The organism is Dietzia sp. MNB45, assembly GCF_051994785.1.
Lineage (GTDB): Bacteria > Actinomycetota > Actinomycetes > Mycobacteriales > Mycobacteriaceae > Dietzia > Dietzia kunjamensis.
In genome coordinates, this window is record NZ_CP163397.1 from 1758331 (window position 1) to 1775696 (window position 17366).

15 protein-coding genes are annotated in these 17366 nt (G+C 70.6%); 5 read left to right on the forward strand and 10 right to left on the reverse strand.

The window, feature by feature from the left end; all coding sequences use genetic code 11:
* Entirely contained in the window at positions 1–1839 is a 1839-nt protein-coding gene (locus AB5G72_RS08480) for a methylmalonyl-CoA mutase family protein (protein WP_440221480.1), read from the reverse strand.
* Positions 1840–1977: 138 nt separating this feature from the next.
* On the opposite strand from AB5G72_RS08480, the gene AB5G72_RS08485 reads away from it, so the two are divergent.
* A complete protein-coding gene (locus AB5G72_RS08485) occupies positions 1978–2613 on the forward strand; it encodes a TVP38/TMEM64 family protein (protein ID WP_440221414.1) in 636 nt (211 codons plus the stop codon).
* Here AB5G72_RS08485 and AB5G72_RS08490 read toward each other — a convergent pair.
* Positions 2597–3418, reverse strand: coding sequence for a DUF3097 domain-containing protein (locus AB5G72_RS08490; RefSeq protein ID WP_440221415.1), 822 nt, complete (start codon positions 3416–3418; stop codon positions 2597–2599). The genes AB5G72_RS08485 and AB5G72_RS08490 overlap by 17 nt on opposite strands.
* 67 nt (positions 3419–3485) lie before the next feature.
* Here AB5G72_RS08490 and AB5G72_RS08495 point away from each other — a divergent pair, with 67 nt between their 5' ends.
* Positions 3486–4298 (forward strand): hypothetical protein, encoded by an 813-nt coding sequence (locus tag AB5G72_RS08495; protein WP_268092084.1) that lies wholly within the window; start codon positions 3486–3488, stop codon positions 4296–4298.
* Between the two features lie 35 nt (positions 4299–4333).
* Here the strand turns inward: AB5G72_RS08495 and AB5G72_RS08500 are convergent, their stop codons facing one another.
* The 8 genes from AB5G72_RS08500 to AB5G72_RS08535 all read right to left on the reverse strand — a co-directional run bounded on the left by AB5G72_RS08500 (position 4334) and on the right by AB5G72_RS08535 (position 12575).
* A complete protein-coding gene (locus tag AB5G72_RS08500) occupies positions 4334–5461 on the reverse strand; it encodes a ferrochelatase (RefSeq protein WP_440221416.1) in 1128 nt (375 codons plus the stop codon).
* Position 5462: 1 nt separating this feature from the next.
* Positions 5463–6305, reverse strand: a complete 843-nt coding sequence (gene inhA / locus AB5G72_RS08505) for an NADH-dependent enoyl-ACP reductase InhA (protein ID WP_253003603.1) — start codon at positions 6303–6305, stop codon at positions 5463–5465.
* A 1-nt stretch (position 6306) separates the two neighbouring features.
* Positions 6307–7038 (reverse strand): 3-oxoacyl-ACP reductase FabG1, encoded by a 732-nt coding sequence (fabG1, locus tag AB5G72_RS08510; protein ID WP_154827434.1) that lies wholly within the window; start codon positions 7036–7038, stop codon positions 6307–6309.
* A gap of 66 nt (positions 7039–7104) precedes the next feature.
* Positions 7105–8085 carry a VWA domain-containing protein gene (locus AB5G72_RS08515; protein WP_067714366.1) on the reverse strand — a complete coding sequence of 327 codons (981 nt, stop codon included), beginning with the start codon at positions 8083–8085 and terminating at the stop codon, positions 7105–7107.
* Complete coding sequence (locus tag AB5G72_RS08520) at positions 8082–9065, reverse strand: DUF58 domain-containing protein (protein ID WP_253003604.1); 984 nt, start codon at positions 9063–9065, stop codon at positions 8082–8084. The genes AB5G72_RS08515 and AB5G72_RS08520 overlap by 4 nt, the downstream gene beginning before the upstream one ends.
* Positions 9062–10075, reverse strand: a complete 1014-nt coding sequence (locus AB5G72_RS08525) for an AAA family ATPase (protein ID WP_067714538.1) — start codon at positions 10073–10075, stop codon at positions 9062–9064. The genes AB5G72_RS08520 and AB5G72_RS08525 overlap by 4 nt, the downstream gene beginning before the upstream one ends.
* A gap of 137 nt (positions 10076–10212) precedes the next feature.
* Entirely contained in the window at positions 10213–11670 is a 1458-nt protein-coding gene (locus AB5G72_RS08530) for an NlpC/P60 family protein (protein ID WP_440221417.1), read from the reverse strand.
* A 374-nt stretch (positions 11671–12044) separates the two neighbouring features.
* Positions 12045–12575 (reverse strand): Rv1476 family membrane protein, encoded by a 531-nt coding sequence (locus AB5G72_RS08535; RefSeq protein WP_082923806.1) that lies wholly within the window; start codon positions 12573–12575, stop codon positions 12045–12047.
* Between the two features lie 254 nt (positions 12576–12829).
* Here AB5G72_RS08535 and AB5G72_RS08540 point away from each other — a divergent pair, with 254 nt between their 5' ends.
* From AB5G72_RS08540 to AB5G72_RS08550, 3 genes are all read left to right on the forward strand, one after another.
* Positions 12830–15643 (forward strand): aconitate hydratase, encoded by a 2814-nt coding sequence (locus AB5G72_RS08540; protein WP_440221418.1) that lies wholly within the window; start codon positions 12830–12832, stop codon positions 15641–15643.
* A gap of 92 nt (positions 15644–15735) precedes the next feature.
* Positions 15736–16305, forward strand: coding sequence for a TetR/AcrR family transcriptional regulator (locus AB5G72_RS08545; RefSeq protein ID WP_069390485.1), 570 nt, complete (start codon positions 15736–15738; stop codon positions 16303–16305).
* Positions 16306–16452: 147 nt separating this feature from the next.
* Entirely contained in the window at positions 16453–17295 is an 843-nt protein-coding gene (locus AB5G72_RS08550; RefSeq protein WP_440221419.1) for an aldo/keto reductase, read from the forward strand.
* The last annotated feature ends 71 nt before the right edge of the window (positions 17296–17366 follow it).

Consider the following 17366-nt stretch of genomic DNA (forward strand, 5'->3'; position numbering starts at 1 on the left):
TCACTGCACTCCCAGCTGGTCGAGGAGGGTGGTCAGGGCGGCGACGGCGTCGATGCCGAGGGCCAGGTACCCGTCCGGGCGGTCGGTGGCGTCGGCGGGGAAGCCCTTCTCGGCGCCGGCGAGGTACACCGTCGACACCCCGGCGTCCCGGAGGGCGCGGACGGCGTCGGAGCCCTCGGTCGCGTAGCGCTTGTCCGCGCCGCAGAGCACGGCGATCCGCTCGCCCTCGTGCGCCCCGGCGTACTGCCCGGCCTCGGTGACGACCGGATTGCGTGCCTCGATGCCGCCGGCGGCGAGCAGGTTGGCCACGAACGTCACGCGGGGAGTCGTCTCGGCCTGGGGGCCGAGGCCCGCGATCAGGACGGTCGGGCGGGAGCCGGTGGCCTCCAGGTGCGCGTCGGACCGGTCCCGCAGGTCCTCGAACGCGCGGCCGTAGCGGTAGCCGTCGCCGCCACGGCGGGAGGCGTCGAGGGGCTGCTCGTCGAGATTGGGGAATTCGGACACACCGGTGATCGGGGCCGTGCGGTGGGCGATGTCGGCGTCGCGTGCCTCGCGTACGCGGGCGATGGCGTCGGCGACGGTCCCCGAGGAGATCGCGGCGGTCAGGCCGCCCTCCGCCTCGATCGTCTGCAACGCCGACCACGCGGCGTCGGCGAGCGCGTCGGTGAGCGACTCGACGTACCAGGAGCCACCGGCCGGGTCCACGACGTGGCCGAGGTGCGACTCCTCGAGCAGCAGGAGCTGGGTGTTGCGGGCGATACGCGCGGCGAAGGCGCGGGAGGTGCTCTCGAGGCCCCCCGGCACCGAGGCATCGAACGGGAGGACCGTCACCGAGGTGGCGCCGCCGACCCCGGCGCCGAACGCGGCGAGGGTGGTCCGGAGCATGTTCACCCACGGGTCCCGGCGCGACATCATCGCCATGGAGGTCACCGCGTGCTGCGGAGCGCCACCGGCCTCGGGAGCGCCGAGGAGTTCGGCGACGCGGGCCCACATGAGCCGTCCCGCGCGGAACTTGGCGATCGACGCGAACTGGTCATCGGTGGCGGCGAGCCGGAACGAGATCTGGCGCAGCGCGGCGGCGGCGGACAGTCCCGCCGACATCAGCGCCCGCACGTACTCCAGTCCGGCGGCCACGGCGTAGGCCAACTCCTGGGCGTCGCCGGCGCCGTCGGCGTGGAAGACCGTGCCGTCGGCGACGAAGGTCCGGATGGTCTCCTCGCGCTCGGCGACCCGTGTGGCCAGCTGTACCGCGGCGTCGAGCTCGATCGAATCGGTCCCCGCGTAGGCGGCGGTCACGGGCGCGGCGCCCAGGTCGGCGATGACGGCGGCGCGGTCGACGACCCCGTCACCCGCCTCGCGGCGCTCGTCGAGCAGGGCGAGGAACGACTCGGTGACCTCGGCCAGGCCGGCACCGGAATCGAAGGTGACCGGGGCCAGATCCAGGTAGACGTCCTTGAGGACCGCTGCCAGCTCGGCGGGCTCGGCGGTCAGCCACAGTGCAGAGACACCCTGGTTCAACAGGTCCAGGATCTCGGTGTTGACCTCCGAGGCCTCCCCCGTGACCTCGATGCGCGAGCTGACGTGCCAGCCGCTCTCGGGCAGCCCCGACCGGTCCCCGCCGCGGACGTACGGGAACTTCCCGGGAGCGGGGCGCTCGGCGATCTCGTCCTCCCGCGTGTACAGCGGGTTGACCTCGATGCCGTCGCGTGTGGTGGCGACCAGTGCGCGCCAGGCGTCCTCGGGCATGTCGGCGGGATCCTTGCGGGCGGCCTTCGCGAGGACGGCTCCCACGGAGGCGTACCAGGAGTGAAGGTCTGGACCTGTGGTCGAACTGGTCACCGGTACCTCGTTCTCGTGTGGAGTGAAGGGGGTCACCCCCGGACTCTAGTCCAGCCCCACCGGAGCCGGAACACGCCCTCGCGGCGAGGGGGACCTGCGGGGGAAGACGCCCGGACCACGGCGACTACAGTCGTCCCGGTGCGGAACCGGGTGTTGGCGTGGGTGGCGGCCGTCGCGCTGGTGGTCCTGGTCGCGACCCTCGTGCCGACCCCGGGGTTGGAGCAGTTCCGTGAATGGGCCACGCGACTGGGTCCGTGGTTCCCCGTGGCCTTCTTCGCCGCCTACGCGCTCGTCACGGTCTCGCCCATCCCCCGGTCGACCTTCACCTACACCGCCGCGGTCCTGTTCACCCCGGCCGTGGCCATCCCGTGGTCTCTCGTGGCCACGGGCATCGCGGCGACACTGGCGTTCGCCGGAGTGCGTCGCCTCGGTCACGACCGGACAGCCGCACTGCGTGCGGATCCGCGGGTGGCTTCGATCGACGCACGACTGCGTCGGCGCGGGTGGCTCTCGGTGGGCAGTCTGCGGCTGGTACCCGCGGTGCCGTTCTCGGTGGTCAACTACGCCGCCGCGCTGACCTCGATCTCCTACCCGCAGTTCCTGCTGGCCACCCTCATCGGCAGTGCGCCCGGGACCGTTGCCGCGGTCCTCCTGGGGCATTCACTGACCGAGGGTGACGGCACGGCCGCCTTGTGGGCCACCGCTGGGTTTGCCCTGGTCGGACTGGTGGGAATGGTCCTCGACGCCAAGCTGCCGGTCAGGCCGGTTCGGTGACGAAGTCGACCAACCTCTCCACCGCTCCGAGCAACGCGGGTTCGATGTCCCGGTAGGTGCTCACGGAGGCGAGCACGTGGCGGAACCCGTCCGCGGGTTCGCCCCAGCCCAGCCGCCGGCAGATCCCCGCCTTCCAGTCCTCGCTGCGGGGGACCACCGGCCATTCGCGGATCCCCACGGCGGAGGGTTTGACCGCCTGCCAGATGTCCACGTACGGGTGGCCGGTCACGAGGACGTCCTGCCCCAGTCCGGCGACGATCCGCGATTCCTTGCTGCCCTCGACGAGGTGGTCCACCAACACGCCGAGTCTCGCCTGACGGGTGGGGCCGAACTCGGTGACCAGCGCGTGCAGATCGTCGATCCCGTGCAGAGGTTCGACCACCACGCCCTCGACCCGCAGATCGTGGCCCCAGATCTTCTCCACGAGCGCGGCGTCGTGGATGCCCTCGACCCAGATTCGCCCCGCGCGGGCCGAGCGGGCCCGCAGTCCCTCGACCTTCCGCGACCCCGACGCGGTGACCGCGGGCCCCCGCCGCGTTGCCGGGGCCGGCTTCCGCAGGGTGACCGGGGAGCCGTCGATGAGGAACGCCGAGGGGGTCATCGCGAAGAGGCGCACCCGACCGCGCCGATCCTCCAGTTTGACGAACTCGCCGTCGTAGGACCGGTCGAAACCCACCACGGCGCCGCAGAACCCGGATTCGGCGTCCTCCACCACCAGGTCCCGTTCGGCGTCGACGACGGGGACCTCCGGGCGGCGGCGTCGCGCCGTGCCGGACAGGATGTCGGAGCCGTACATGTCTGCCATGGCCAGACACGGTAGCCGTCGCCGCGCCGGGGGTGCCGGCGGCACACCGCCGGTAGGATTGATCGTCATGTCCCGACCCCTCACCCGCAGTACCGCGCTGTCCCCGGCGTGGCCGCTGCCGCTGTACCTCCTGCGCACCGCGTGGGCGGATCAACCGTTCGACGAGTTGACCTCGTACGTCTCCGGCCTGGCGGAGTCGCACCTGCTGGAGATCGTCGGAGCGCCTGTCCCGATGCTCGCCGAGGTCTCCCCCGCCGCCGGCCCGGCAGGACTCCTGCCCGGGCTCGTCACGACGCTGCGGCGCGCCGGGCGTTCGTACCCGGCGCCGGAGGCGCTGTCCCTGCTCACGACGGCGCCAGGGGACTCCTCGAGCCTGCCGCCGGTCCCGTCGGTTCGCGCGGACGTGGCCGACGCCGGGTGGGGGATCCTCGTCCGCGACCCCGGCTCACGGGACGCCGTGTGCCTGACCTGCGTCCAACCGCATCCCGAGGTGCTGCGGTGGCGGGCGCGCGGGGTCCATGACTGCCCCGTCGCGCCCCAACCGGCCGGCCCCTCGGAGGCGCTCGCCGACCTGGGTGGAGCCGTCGTGGAGGCCGCCGACCTCATCGAACGCACCGCCGTACGCACCAACGACGTGGCCCGGATCGACATCCGTTCCCACGTCACCCGCCTGCCGGCCGGGCTCCCGTCCCGCGTCCTCGAGCTGGTGGACAGGATCGACCGGGTGGAGGCGATCACCTCCGTCGCGCTGGCACAGCCGGAGGCCGGGGTGGATCCCGCCGCGCGCGAGCCGGTTCTCCGGCGACTCGTCGCGGTGAAGGACGCCGCACGCCGGTCCGCGGTGGCCGCGGCCGGCGAGGCGGCGCTGAGAACCTTCTGACGACGCCCGGGGACCGGGACCGTCGGAGCGTCAGGTCACGCTCTCCGCGAGGGTGCCGGGCAACAGTCGACCGCGCACCGGGCGCCGTTCCGGGTACAGCCCAGGGACGGCACGTCACCGAGCCGCTCGATCCGCTCCCCCGTCTCGACCTCGTCGAGCATCTGCAAGATCATCTCGGTGAACTCGTGAGACGGGCCCGGGGTCGCGCACCGGGTGATGCGCACCCCGAGGTCGTCGGTGTCCTCGACGAGTTCGGTGTCGAGGTCCCAGATCACCTCGACGTGGTCGGAGATGAAGCCGACCGGGCACACCACGACGTCACGTATCCCCTGATGCGTCGCGAGGTCTCGGACGTGGTCCACGACGTCCGGTTCGAGCCACGGCACGCTCGGTGGCCCCGACCGGGACTGCCACACGACGTCGTACTCGTCCACCCCGGCCGCCGCGGCGACGAGACGCGCGGCATCGTTGACCTGACGGCTGTAGAGGTGACCGCCGAGTCTCTTGGGGCCGGCCGCGGCGTCGGCAGTGGTCGGGACGGAGTGTGCGGTGAACACCAGCCGGGGTTCTCCCCCCGTTCCGACCCCGGCACCGTCGGAGTCGGCGTCGCGGGCCAGTTGCCGGGCGTCCTCGAGGGCACGTGACAGGTCGGCGGCGAAGCGATCGACGAACTTCGGGTGGTCGTGGAACTGTCCCAGGCGCACGAGCGTGGGAGCGTTCTCGACCGCGCCCCGTGCCCGCTCGATGTCCTCGTGGTACTGCCCGCACCCGGAGTATCCACCCCATGCCGAGGTGACGAACACCGCCGCGGTGCGGACGCCATCGTCTCTCATCCGCATGAGGGTGTCCTCGAGGTACGGGGTCCAGTTGCGGTTGCCGAAATAGACGGGCAGGTCGCGGCCGCGGCGGGCCAGTTCGGCCTCGACATTCGCGATGATCTCGCGGTTGAGGTCGTTGATCGGGCTGCGGCCGCCCAGGTGGCGGTAGTGGGTGGCCACCTCCTCGAGGCGCTCCTGCGGGATCCCCCGGCCCCGGGTGACGTTCTCCAGGAACGGGATCACGTCCTCCTGCCCCTCCGGCCCGCCGAATGAGAGCACGAGCAGGGCGTCGACCTGCCCCACGGTGTCGACCTGCCCCGCGGTGTCGTCCGTCGATCCTGTCATGTCACTTCTCCTGTCCGCTGAACGAGACCGTCCCCGCGCCGCCGTCCGCGTAGATCACCGTGCCGGTCGTGGCGGTCATGAGGTCCGAGAGCAGGGCGACGGCCGTCGTGGCCACCGCGGTGGGGTCGTCGACGTCCCATCCCAACGGGGCCCGCCGGTCCCACTCGTCCTGCATCTGGTCCAGCTCGCCACCGGGTCCGAGTGCCTCCCCCGCGATCGCCTTCGCCGCGAGCGTCTTGACGGGCCCGGCGGCGATGAGGTTCGAGCGGATCCCCTCTGGACCCAGGTCGCGGGCGACATAGCGGTTGACCGCCTCGAGGGCGTTCTTGGCGACCGACATCCAGTTGTAGAACGGCATGGAGAACCGGGGGTCGAAGTCCAGGCCGATGATCGACGCACCGCGGTTCAGCAGGGGATGCACGGCCTTCGCCAGCGACGCGTACGAGTAGGCGGAGACCTCGAGTGCCACGGCCACGTCCTTCCAGGGCGCGTCGAGGAAGGGATCCCCGAGACAGCTGGGCGGCGCGAACCCGATCGAGTGCACGACGCCGTCCAGCGAGTCGGCGTGCTCCCGCACCCGGTCGGCCAGCGCGGCCAGATCGTCCTCACTCTGGACGTCCAACTCGATCACAGGCGGACGCTCGGGCAGGCGTTTGGCGATGGCTTTGACCAACGACGGGCGGCCGAAGGCGGTGAGGATGACCTGCGCACCGTGCAGTTGGCAGTGCTTGGCGATGTGGAACGCGATGGAGGCATCGGTGATGACGCCCGTGACGAGGATCGTCTTACCGGAGAGCAGCCCGGAGCCGGACTCCACCTTCTCGCCAGTGTCGGTCTGGCTCATGTCAGTGCCCCATTCCCATTCCGCCGTCGACCGGGATCACGGCCCCGGAGATGTAGCCGGCGTCGTCACCGGCGAGAAAACTCACGATCCCGGCCACGTCTCCGGCCGACCCCTTGCGTCCGAGCGGGATCGCCGCGATCGCCTGCTCCTGCGTCTTGTCATCGAGACCGGCGGTCATGTCGGTGTCGATGAAACCCGGCGCCACGACGTTCGCGGTGATGCTGCGGGACCCGAGTTCGCGGGTGAGCGAGCGTGCCATGCCGACCAGCCCGGCCTTCGACGAGGCGTAGTTCACCTGCCCCGCGGTGCCCGACTGCCCGACCACCGAACCGATGAAGATCAGGCGACCGAACCGGGCCCGCAGCATCCCTCGGGAGGCACGCTTGGCCACCCGGAACGCGCCCGAGAGGTTGGCGTCCACCACGCTGGTGAACTGCTCGTCCTTCATCCGCATGAGCAGGGTGTCCTCGGTGGTCCCCGCGTTGGAGACCACCACTTCCACGGGGCCGTACTCGGCCTCGACGGCGGTGAAGGCGGCGTCGACCGAGTCGGGGTCGGTCACATCGCACTGCACTCCGAAAAGCCCTTCGGGGGCCCCGGACCCGCGGTGGGTGACGGCGACGCGGTGGCCGTCGGCATGGAGCCGCTCGGCCACCGCCCGCCCGATCCCGCGGTTACCTCCGGTCACGAGGACCGTTCGGGGGGTGGTGCCGGGCGTGCTCTCGGAAACCATGTCCCCCACCCTAGCGAGCCGGGGCGGGCGGTCCGGCGCTGGTCCGCACTCGTGTCCCGGTCGGTGTCACGGGATCCGCCGGTGCGCGGTCAGTGACCCGGCCGCCGCGAGCATGGCCAGCAGGGTGCCGATGACGAGCCAGGGGCGGGAGGCGTCGGCCTTCTTCCACTCGTAGCCGATCTGTTCCTCGAGGGTGCGGTAAACGGAGTCGAGCTCCTCCAGACTGGAGGCGGTGAAGAAGTCGCCCCCCGAGATGTCGGCGATCTGTCGCAGCGACGCGTCGTCGACGGGCACGGGCTGGGGCCTGCCCTGGATGTCGACGGTGCCGTACAGGGTGCCGAACGAGATGGTGGAGACGGGTATGCCGGCTTCCGAGGCCCGTTCGGCGGCGGTGAACGCGCCCCGCTCCTCGGTGGGGTCGGCGGGGACGGTCTCCTTGCCGTCGGAGAGCAGGACGATCCTCGCCGGGGGTGCCTGGTCGGGTCCGCCCAGGCTTTCGGTGAACGTGGTGATCGCCTGGGTGGCGGTGTAGATGGCCTCCCCGGTGGCGGTGCGCTCGTCGAGCCTGAGTCGCTCGACCGCGCGGACCACCGGTCCCCGGTCCGTGGTGGGGGCGACGAGCATCGAGGCGGTGCCCGCGTAGGAGACCAGGCCCAGGTTGACGCCCTGGGTGAGGTTGTTCGCGAAGGTCGTGGCGGCCTGCTGTGCGGCCTCGAGTCGCGACGGGGAGACGTCGGTGGCCTCCATGGACAGGGACACGTCGACGACGAGCATGACGGTCGCCCGGTTCCGTGGAACCTTCTGTTCGCGCTGTGGGCCGGCGAGGGCCACCACAAGGGTGAGCAGTGACAGCACCAGGAGCACGGCCGGGACGTGCGTGAACCAGCGGCGTCCTCGGCGATCGACGGTCCGGAGGACCCCGAAGTTGCCGAACCGCACGGTCCGGCGCTTCTTGGACCGCAGCGCGATGACGTATCCCACGGCGAGCGCCAGTGGAACGACCAGCAGGATCAGCCAGAGCGGATGCTGGAACTCGGACAGGCTCATCGCGTCGCCACCTCCTGCGTCCCGGGCCGGTCGTCGGGGAGGTCGCGGACGAGATTGTCGCCGGTCGGCAGGCCGCCCTGGCGGCGCACACCGACGAAGTCGATGACGTCGCGGATCCAGTCACGGTCGGTCCGCAGGGCGAGGACGGGTGCGCCGCACCGCCGGAGCGCGGAGTGGACTCGGTCGCGGTGCTCACCGGCGGTTCGGCGGTAGTCGGCGGCGAGCGCGTCGTCGACGTCGAGTTCGAGGACCTCCCCGGTGGCGGGATCCTGCAGCAGGGCGGCGCCCACGGCCGGGAGTGCGATGTCGAGTGGGTCCGCCACGTGGACGGCGAGGAACTCGTGGCGGGTGCCCAGGACGCGCAGCGACCGTTCCCAGTCCACCTCGGACAGGAAGTCGGAGATCACCACCACCAGGCCGTGCCGGCGAGCGGCGTTCCGGACGGCGTGGAGGCAGTCGTCGAGCGAGCCCCCCGGCGTGACGCGTGGTGCCGACCGCGCCACCTCCTCCAGTAGGCGTCGGACGTGGTCCCGTCCGCCGGTCGCCCGCAGGACGCGTGGGCGTCCGTCCCCGGTGAGGACCATGCCGACCCGGCTACCACCGCCCGCCGAGAGGAAGCCGACGGTGGCGACGGCGGCCTCGACCAGTCGCCGCTTGGCTCCGTGCCGGCCCTCCACGTCGAGACTCGGCGAGAGGTCGACGACCAGCCACGTCTCGAGCTCGCGGTCGGCGATGGTCTGACGGATGTGCGGGACGGTGGTCCTGGCGGTGACGGACCAGTCCATCGTTCGGACGTCGTCCCCGGGTTCGTAGGCCCGCGCCTCCCCGGGCTCGGTGCCCGGCCCGGGCAGCAGTCCGCGGTGGTCGCCGTTGAGTACCCCGTCGAGACGGCGCGTGACGAGCAGTTCCAGCTGGGCCAGGGCCGCACGGGACGACGCGTCGACGGGGTCGTCGCGTCTGCCCTCGTCCGCGGCGGTCACCGTGACGGCGGCGGGCCGGCCTGGGCGGGAACCGCGCTGATCTGTGGGAGCGGTACGGCTTCGAGCACGCGTCGCACCACGGTGTCGGCGGTGACCTCGTCGGCCAGCGCGTCATAGGTCAGCACGAGACGGTGCCGGAGGACGGCCGGCAGGACGTCGATCACGTCCTGCGGCACCACGTAGTCGCGTCCCCGCACCAGGGCGAGCGCACGGGCTGCGGTGACGGCCCCGAGCGTCGCACGGGGAGAGGCGCCGTAGGAGAGCCACCGCGCCACGTCCTCCAGCCCGTGCCGTGCGGGTTCGCGGGTGGCCACCGTGACGCGGACGACGTAGTCGACCAACGCGTGATGGACGAACACCTCGCGGACGGCCTTCTGCAACCGGATGAGGGCGTCGACGCCGAGGACCCGCGTGGGTTCCGGCGGGGTCGAGCCCATCCGGTAGACGATCTCGCGTTCTTCCTCCGGGGTGGGGTAGTCCATGACGAGCTTGAACAGGAAGCGGTCCCGTTGTGCCTCCGGCAGCTGGTAGACACCCTCGCTCTCGATGGGGTTCTGCGTGGCCATGACGAGGAATGGGCTGGGCATGGGGAAGGTCTGCCCGCCGATCGAGACGTGCCCCTCGGCCATGACCTCGAGCAGCGCGGACTGGACCTTGGCGGGTGCACGGTTGATCTCGTCCGCGAGCACGAAGTTCGCCAGGATGGGGCCGAGCTCGACATCGAACTCCTCGCGGCCCTGCCGGTAGATGCGGGTGCCGACGATGTCTGCGGGGACGAGGTCCGGGGTGAACTGGAGCCGCCGGAAACTCCCTCCCACCACGGTGGCGAAGGTCTCCACGGTGAGGGTCTTGGCCACGCCCGGGACGCCCTCGAGCAGGATGTGACCCCGCGAGAGGAGGCCGACGAGGATCATCTCGATCAGTCGGTCCTGGCCCACCACGACCTTCTTGACCTCGTAGACCGCTCGCTCCAGGAGACGTGCGTCCTCCGCGGCCGTCGACGCACTCACGGGGGGCTCGCCGGGACGGCTCGACTGTTCGGGATGGGGATCGCTCACCGCGGAGGGCTCCTTCGCGTGGTCGGGTGTTCCGGGCGCCCTGCCGGGGCCGTCCGAACGGGTTGGGGACGACAGTACCGGTGCCGCGGTCAGACCAACCGGACCACCATCGGCGAGATCCCGGCCATCCGCACCGGCGAGATCTTCACGACGTCACCGGACTGGGGTGCCTCGACCATGCGGCCGTCGCCGAGGTACAGGGCCACGTGGCCGGGCCAGAACAGCATGTCGCCCCGCTGTCGCGTGGCCACCGGGAACTGCGGCCCGGCGGTGTACTGGTAGCCGGTGTAGTGCGGGAGCGCCTTGCCGATCCCGGCGAACGCGTAGATCATCAACCCCGAACAGTCGAAGCCGATCTTGTTGTAGTCACCGTGCCAGTCGGCGACCCCGCCGTCGCGGATGCCACGGGTGGGCCCGTTGGCATCGCCGCCTCCCCACGCGTACGGCATCCCGAGCTGGGAGAGGGCGCGGTTGACGACGGTCTCCACGCGAGCACTGTTCGAGGGGGTCCCGGCATTCCCGCCCTGGCCGGCGCCCGGCCCGGGCGCCGCCGGCCCCTGGGCGATCGAGCCGAAGTCGGCCCGACTGATCGCGTCGGCGACCTGCTGCACGATCGCCTCGGTGTCACCGTTGATGCCGGCGTCGCCGGCCGCGCCCACGCTGCCGGCGTCGATGGTCCCCCCGATGGCTCGGGTCGCCTCGTCCGAGGAGCCCCCGGCGAACTGCCGGACCGCGCCCAGGTCGAGATGCGACGGGAGCGCGGAGGCGATGTCGGCCGCCTGCTCCCCGGCCTCCGGCTGGCCCGCGAGGACACTGAGGGCCTCCGCGCGCATCGCCTCTGCGTCGACCGCGTCCGCGGCGTCGACCCGTGGCCCCGCCGGGGTGGCACCCGACTCCGCGAGGGCGGCGCGGTGCTCGTCCAGTTCACGGGTCAGCGCGACGACCCGGTCCTCCAGAGCGGTGACGTCGCCCGCGACCCTGGAGACCTCCGCCTCGGCGGAGGCCCGACGCTCGGCGGCGTCCGAGTAACGCCGCTCGGCGGAGTCGCGGGCGGCCACTGCCTCGGACTCGCGCCGGGCGGCCTCATCGGCGGCCGCCACCATCTCCCCCACCACGGTGCGCTGGTCGGCCGCGGCTCGCTGGAGATACTCCTGGCGCAGCCCGGCATCCGCCGGCCCGCCGGGATCGAGGATCGCCGACGCCGCGCCCGGTGCGGTTCCCTGCCGGTGCAACAGCCGTGAATAGTCGTCGAGGGTGCCGCGCGCGGACTCGACGCCGGACTCCGCCTGCTCGCGTTCGGCGGAGGTACGGTCTGCCTCGGCGATGGCCCGGTCGAGTTCGATCCGGGCCATCTGGAGGTCGACCAGGCTCTTGTTGACGCCCTCCCGGCTGACCGCGATCTCCTCGCGGGTCTGGTCCAGTCGGGCGCTGGCATCGGCGACGGCACGGATAAGGCCGGAGATGTCGCCGGGCGCGACCGCGGTGACCTGCTGGGCTCCGGCCACCGGCGCCTGCACCGCACCGGCGGCTGTTCCCAGGACCAGCACCGCGGCCAGTGCCGCCCGCCCGGGTGCCCTTCCGGGATACCTGCGTGTGCGCGCCCCTCGGGCACGGTTCGACGAATGGTCAGGCTCCACGTTTCACCTTCCGCTGACCGCACCGGGGTGCGGCTGACCGCGCGACCCGCACGGCGGGACGCGAGACCGAGGCGGTGTCGGCGGCCGGTGATGCCTTCCCCTGCGCCACTGGAGCCTCAACACGACTCGGTAGAACCTAGTGTTCCTTTAGCACCGTAGGTCACAGGGAACACATGTGAAACATCGGTCGGCAAAATACACTGCTGTAACTTGCATAACAGCAGGACGGGCGGCGTGTCGCGAATTGGACACCGCTGTCGGAAAAGCGACGTTTCGGCGTCTTCTCAGCGTGAGCGACGTCGCAGGACGATCGCGAAGGCGACGAGCGCGAGCACGGTGACCACGATCGCGGCCGCGGTCAGGGCGCCCCATGGCGGAGCGGGGGCGGTGACCTTGTGAGCGAAGACCGCGGCGGAGGCCACCGGGTCGAACTCCTCCCAGGCGTCGTCCTGTCCGGCCTCGAGTTGGTGGCGCGGGATCGAGTCGCTGGAGCTCCCGATGAACACCGGGGTGCGCACGAGGATCGTGCCGTCGTACTCCTCGCCCAGGAACGCCGCGAGGTCACGTGCGTCCGTGTAGACGGTCGCCGGCGCCTCGGTGTAGACCACTTTCAGGTCCAGACCTCGATCACCGGCCTCGTCCACCACGGTCCGGAGGCCCTCGACGAACGGTGCAGGTGCGGAGACCCCGTCGTCGGCGAGGTCGGCGACCACGGCCTGGTAGTCCAGCCAGGGCGGGACCTCGTCCTCCCGTAACGACATGATCGGCTCGGCCGCATACGCGAGCACCGTCACGGGATCGGAGGGAGTGTCCACGTGCGACATGGTGCCATCTCTCCGTCGTCGCCCACGAACCCACGCGCCGCTCGTCGGCGATAACCGCAGTCGCGTGCCCACGTTCGGGCGTGCCGGGGGCTATACAGGACGGGCGTACTGGTAAATTGGCGGCCGAAGACGGATCACAGGGTCCACAATGGATGCTGTGTCCGCCCCGGCGCCGCCGCCCGAGACAGACGCGGTGACACCGGGAGGGATGACGAACCGACATTCGCACCACGAGTGGAGCTGACGTGACAGCAAGCATTGATAGTTTCGGCGCCAAGGGGACCCTTGAGGTCGGCGACGAGACCTACGACATCTACCGCCTGTCGGCGGTTCCGGGGGCCGAGAAGCTCCCTTACTCGCTCAAGGTCCTCACCGAGAACCTCCTGCGCACCGAGGACGGCAAGAACGTCACCAAGGCGCACATCGACGCCCTGGCGAACTGGGATCCCAACGCCGACCCGGACACCGAGATCCAGTTCACGCCCGCCCGCGTGATCATGCAGGACTTCACCGGCGTGCCCTGCATCGTCGACCTCGCCACGATGCGCGAGGCCGTCGAGAAGCTCGGCGGCGACCCGGACAAGGTCAACCCCCTCGCCCCCGCCGAGATGGTCATCGACCACTCCGTCATCATCGAGTCGTTCGGTGACCACAGCTCGTTCGACAAGAACGTCGAGATCGAGTACCAGCGCAACGAGGAGCGCTACCAGTTCCTCCGCTGGGGCCAGGGCGCGTTCGACGACTTCAAGGTCGTCCCCCCGGGCACCGGCATCGTCCACCAGGTCAACATCGAGTACCTGGCCCGCACGGTGATGGTCCGCGACGGCGTCGCCTACCCCGACACCTGCGTGGGCACCGACTCCCACACCACCATGGAGAACGGCCTCGGCGTCCTCGGCTGGGGTGTCGGCGGCATCGAGGCCGAGGCCGCCATGCTCGGCCAGCCGATCTCCATGCTCATCCCCCGCGTCGTGGGCTTCAAGCTCACCGGGTCGATCAAGCCGGGCGTGACCGCCACCGACGTGGTCCTCACGATCACCGAGATGCTGCGCAAGCACGGCGTCGTCGGCAAGTTCGTCGAGTTCTACGGCGCCGGTGTCGCGGCCGTGCCGCTGGCCAACCGCGCCACTATCGGCAACATGAGCCCGGAGTTCGGCTCCACCTGCGCCATGTTCCCGATCGACGGCGAGACCATCGATTACCTGCGCCTGACCGGCCGCGACGAGGAGCAGCTCGCCCTCGTCGAGGCCTACGCCAAGGAGCAGGGCATGTGGCTCCACCCGGACTCCGAGGAGCCCGTCTTCTCCGAGTACCTGGAGCTGGACCTCGGGGACGTCGTCCCGTCGATCGCCGGCCCGAAGCGTCCCCAGGACCGCATCGAGCTCTCCGATTCCAAGAGCGCGTTCCGCAAGGACATCCACAACTACGTGGACGGCGAGGCCAAGCCGCTCGGTGACACCGAGAAGGGCCGGATGCAGTCCGAGGGCGGTGCCCCGTCGGACAACGCCGGCAAGGTGACCCTCGCCCATGCCGAGGAAGGCGCGGTCCGCGCCGACGCGTCCACGCGTTCCGAGGGCCGCCCGTCGAAGCCGGTCGAGGTCAAGGTCGGCGACACGGAGATGGTGCTGGACCACGGCATCGTGTCCATCGCGTCGATCACCTCGTGCACCAACACCTCCAACCCGTCGGTGATGATCGGCGCCGGGCTCGTCGCCCGCAAGGCGCACGAGAAGGGCCTCACGGCCAAGCCGTGGGTCAAGACCTCCATGGCCCCGGGCTCGCAGGTCGTCACCGAGTACTACGAGCGTGCCGGTCTCTGGCCCGACCTGGAGGCCCTCGGCTTCCACCTCGTCGGCTACGGCTGCACCACCTGCATCGGCAACTCCGGTCCGCTGCCGGAGGAGATCTCCGCCGCGATCCAGGAGAACGACCTCACCGCGACCGCCGTCCTGTCCGGCAACCGGAACTTCGAGGGTCGGATCAACCAGGACGTCAAGATGAACTACCTGGCGTCCCCGCCGCTGGTCATCGCCTACGCGATCGCAGGCTCGATGGACTTCGACTTCGAGAACGACTCGCTGGGCAAGGACAAGGAGGGCAACGACGTCTTCCTCAAGGACATCTGGCCCACCTCCGAGGAGATCGAGGAGACCATCAAGGCCTCCATCTCGTCCAACGAGTACAAGTCCAAGTACGCCGACGTGTTCGCCGGTGACGAGCGCTGGCGCGGACTCAGCACCCCGGACGGCAAGACCTTCGAGTGGGACCAGAAGTCGACCTACGTCCGCAAGGCCCCGTACTTCGAGGGCATGGAGATGGAGCCGGAGCCCGTCACCGACATCAAGGGCGCCCGCGTCCTGGCCAAGCTCGGCGACTCGGTCACCACCGACCACATCTCGCCGGCGTCGACCATCAAGCCCGGTACCCCGGCGGCGCAGTACCTCGACGCCAACGGTGTGGAGCGCAAGGACTACAACTCCTTCGGCTCCCGCCGCGGCAACCACGAGGTCATGATCCGTGGCACGTTCGCCAACATCCGGCTGCAGAACCAGCTGCTGGACGGCGTGACGGGCGGTTACACCCGTGACTTCACCCAGGAGGGTGCGCCGCAGGCGTTCATCTACGACGCCGCGCAGAACTACGCCGAGCAGAACACCCCGCTCGTCGTGCTCGGCGGCAAGGAGTACGGGACCGGCTCCTCGCGTGACTGGGCCGCCAAGGGCACGCGCCTGCTCGGCGTCCGCGCCGTGATCACCGAGTCGTTCGAGCGCATCCACCGCTCCAACCTCATCGGCATGGGCGTCATCCCGCTGCAGTTCCCCGAGGGCGAGTCCCACGAGACGCTCGGGCTCGACGGCACGGAGACCTTCGACATCTCCGGCATCGAGGAGCTGAACAACGGCACCACGCCCAAGACGGTCAAGGTCACCGCCACCAAGGAGGACGGCCAGGTCGTCGAGTTCGACGCCAAGGTGCGCATCGACACCCCCGGTGAGGCGGACTACTACCGCAACGGCGGCATCCTGCAGTACGTCCTGCGGAACATGATCAAGGGCTGATCGGCCTCCCACATCAACGGCGGTGCGCGGTTTCCCCTGCTCAGGCAAGGTGGCTGCGCACCGCCGCGGTGTTTCCGAAGGAAGGTTGCGAGATGCCCAGGGTCAGTCAGGACCACATGGACGCCCGGCGACACCAGATCCTGTCAGGCGCACGTGAGTGCTTCGCCGAGTACGGGTTCGAGGGCGCCACGGTGCGTCGTCTGGAAGAGGCCACCGGACTGAGCCGGGGTGCCATCTTCCACCACTTCGACGACAAGGACGCGCTCTTCCTCGCACTCGCGCACGACGACGCGGCGGCGATGGCCGCCACCGTGGCCGCGCAGGGTCTGGTCCAGGTGATGCGGGAGATCCTCGCCGACCCCCAGGAGTTCTCCTGGCTCGGGACGCGTCTGGAGATCGCCCGGCGGATCCGCACCGACCCGGACTTCCGGGAACGGTGGACGGACCGACAGGCGGAGGTCGACGCGGCGGTCGTGGCCCGCCTCCGCGAACAGAAGGCGTCCGGAAGGATGCGCACCGACATCCCCGCGGACGTGCTGCGTGTGTACCTCGACATCGTGCTCGATGGCCTCATCACTCACCTGGCGACGGGTCGCGGCACCGAGCACGTCAGCGAGATGCTCGACCTCGTCGAGGCGTCCCTGCGGACCGGGCAGGGGTGACCCGGAGCCGGTCTCCCGCCGGGCCTGCCGCCTCCGCCGCCTCCGCAGGTTCCCGCCGAGAAGAGGAAAACGCGCGTATCGGTCGAGTGAGCGTGCACGAGATCCTCTTCTCGGCGGGGCCACGGGAACGGCGCGTACGTTGGTCGCATGTCCACACCTGACACGCAGATCCCCCAGCTCACCCTGAACGACGGCCGCTCGATCCCCCAGGTCGGATTCGGCACCTTCCAGGTCCCGCCCGCCGACACCGAGAAGGTCGTCACCGACGCGATCGAGGCCGGTTACCGCCACCTCGACACCGCTCAGATGTACGGCAACGAGGAGGGCGTGGGCCGGGCCGTCGCGGCGTCCGGCATCCCGCGCGACGAGTTCTGGATCACCACCAAACTCAACAACACCTTCCACGAGCGCACCGCCGCCCGTGAGGCCACCGAGCGCTCGCTCGAGGCCCTGGGCGGGCGCATCGACCTCTACCTCGTGCACTGGCCACTGGCGATGCACAACGACGTCGCCACCGTGTGGGAGACGATGGAGGAGATCCGCTCCGACCTGGCCGTCGACTCGATCGGCGTCTCCAACTTCACCGCGGCGAACCTCGCGCGACTGGCGGAGGCCGGCCTGAGCACCCCGACGGTCGACCAGATCGAGTCCAACCCGTACTTCGTCAACGACGACCTGCGCGCGGCGTGCGTCGAACGGGGCATCGCTGTGGAGGCATGGAGCCCGCTGGCCCAGGGCGCGGTCTTCGGTGACCCCCAGTTGCAGGCGCTCGCCGAGCAGGTCGGGCGCACGGTGTCCCAGGTCGTGCTCCGGTGGGTGCTGCAGCGGGGCGACATCGTCTTCCCCAAGTCCTCGAGCCCGGCCCGCATGCGCGAGAACCTCGAGGTGTTCGACTTCGAGCTGTCGGACGAGCAGATGGCTTCCATCACCGCGCTGCACAGCGGCACCCGTTCGGGCCCGGACCCGGACACCTTCGACTGGCGCGGCTGACCCCACCGCCAGACCCCACCGCCAGACCCCGGCTCCCGACCCCACCGCCATACCCCGTCGACAAGACAGTT

What these genes read in the sequence shown, in the direction of transcription:
- AB5G72_RS08490 (WP_440221415.1), bottom strand. Translation starts at nt 3,418, where the DNA reads ATGGCAGACATGTACGGCTCCGACATCCTGTCCGGCACGGCGCGACGC.
- AB5G72_RS08495 (WP_268092084.1), top strand. Translation starts at nt 3,486, where the DNA reads ATGTCCCGACCCCTCACCCGCAGTACCGCGCTGTCCCCGGCGTGGCCG.
- AB5G72_RS08500 (WP_440221416.1), bottom strand. Translation starts at nt 5,461, where the DNA reads ATGACAGGATCGACGGACGACACCGCGGGGCAGGTCGACACCGTGGGG.
- inhA (WP_253003603.1), bottom strand. Translation starts at nt 6,305, where the DNA reads ATGAGCCAGACCGACACTGGCGAGAAGGTGGAGTCCGGCTCCGGGCTG.
- fabG1 (WP_154827434.1), bottom strand. Translation starts at nt 7,038, where the DNA reads ATGGTTTCCGAGAGCACGCCCGGCACCACCCCCCGAACGGTCCTCGTG.
- AB5G72_RS08515 (WP_067714366.1), bottom strand. Translation starts at nt 8,085, where the DNA reads ATGAGCCTGTCCGAGTTCCAGCATCCGCTCTGGCTGATCCTGCTGGTC.
- AB5G72_RS08545 (WP_069390485.1), top strand. Translation starts at nt 15,736, where the DNA reads ATGCCCAGGGTCAGTCAGGACCACATGGACGCCCGGCGACACCAGATC.
- AB5G72_RS08550 (WP_440221419.1), top strand. Translation starts at nt 16,453, where the DNA reads ATGTCCACACCTGACACGCAGATCCCCCAGCTCACCCTGAACGACGGC.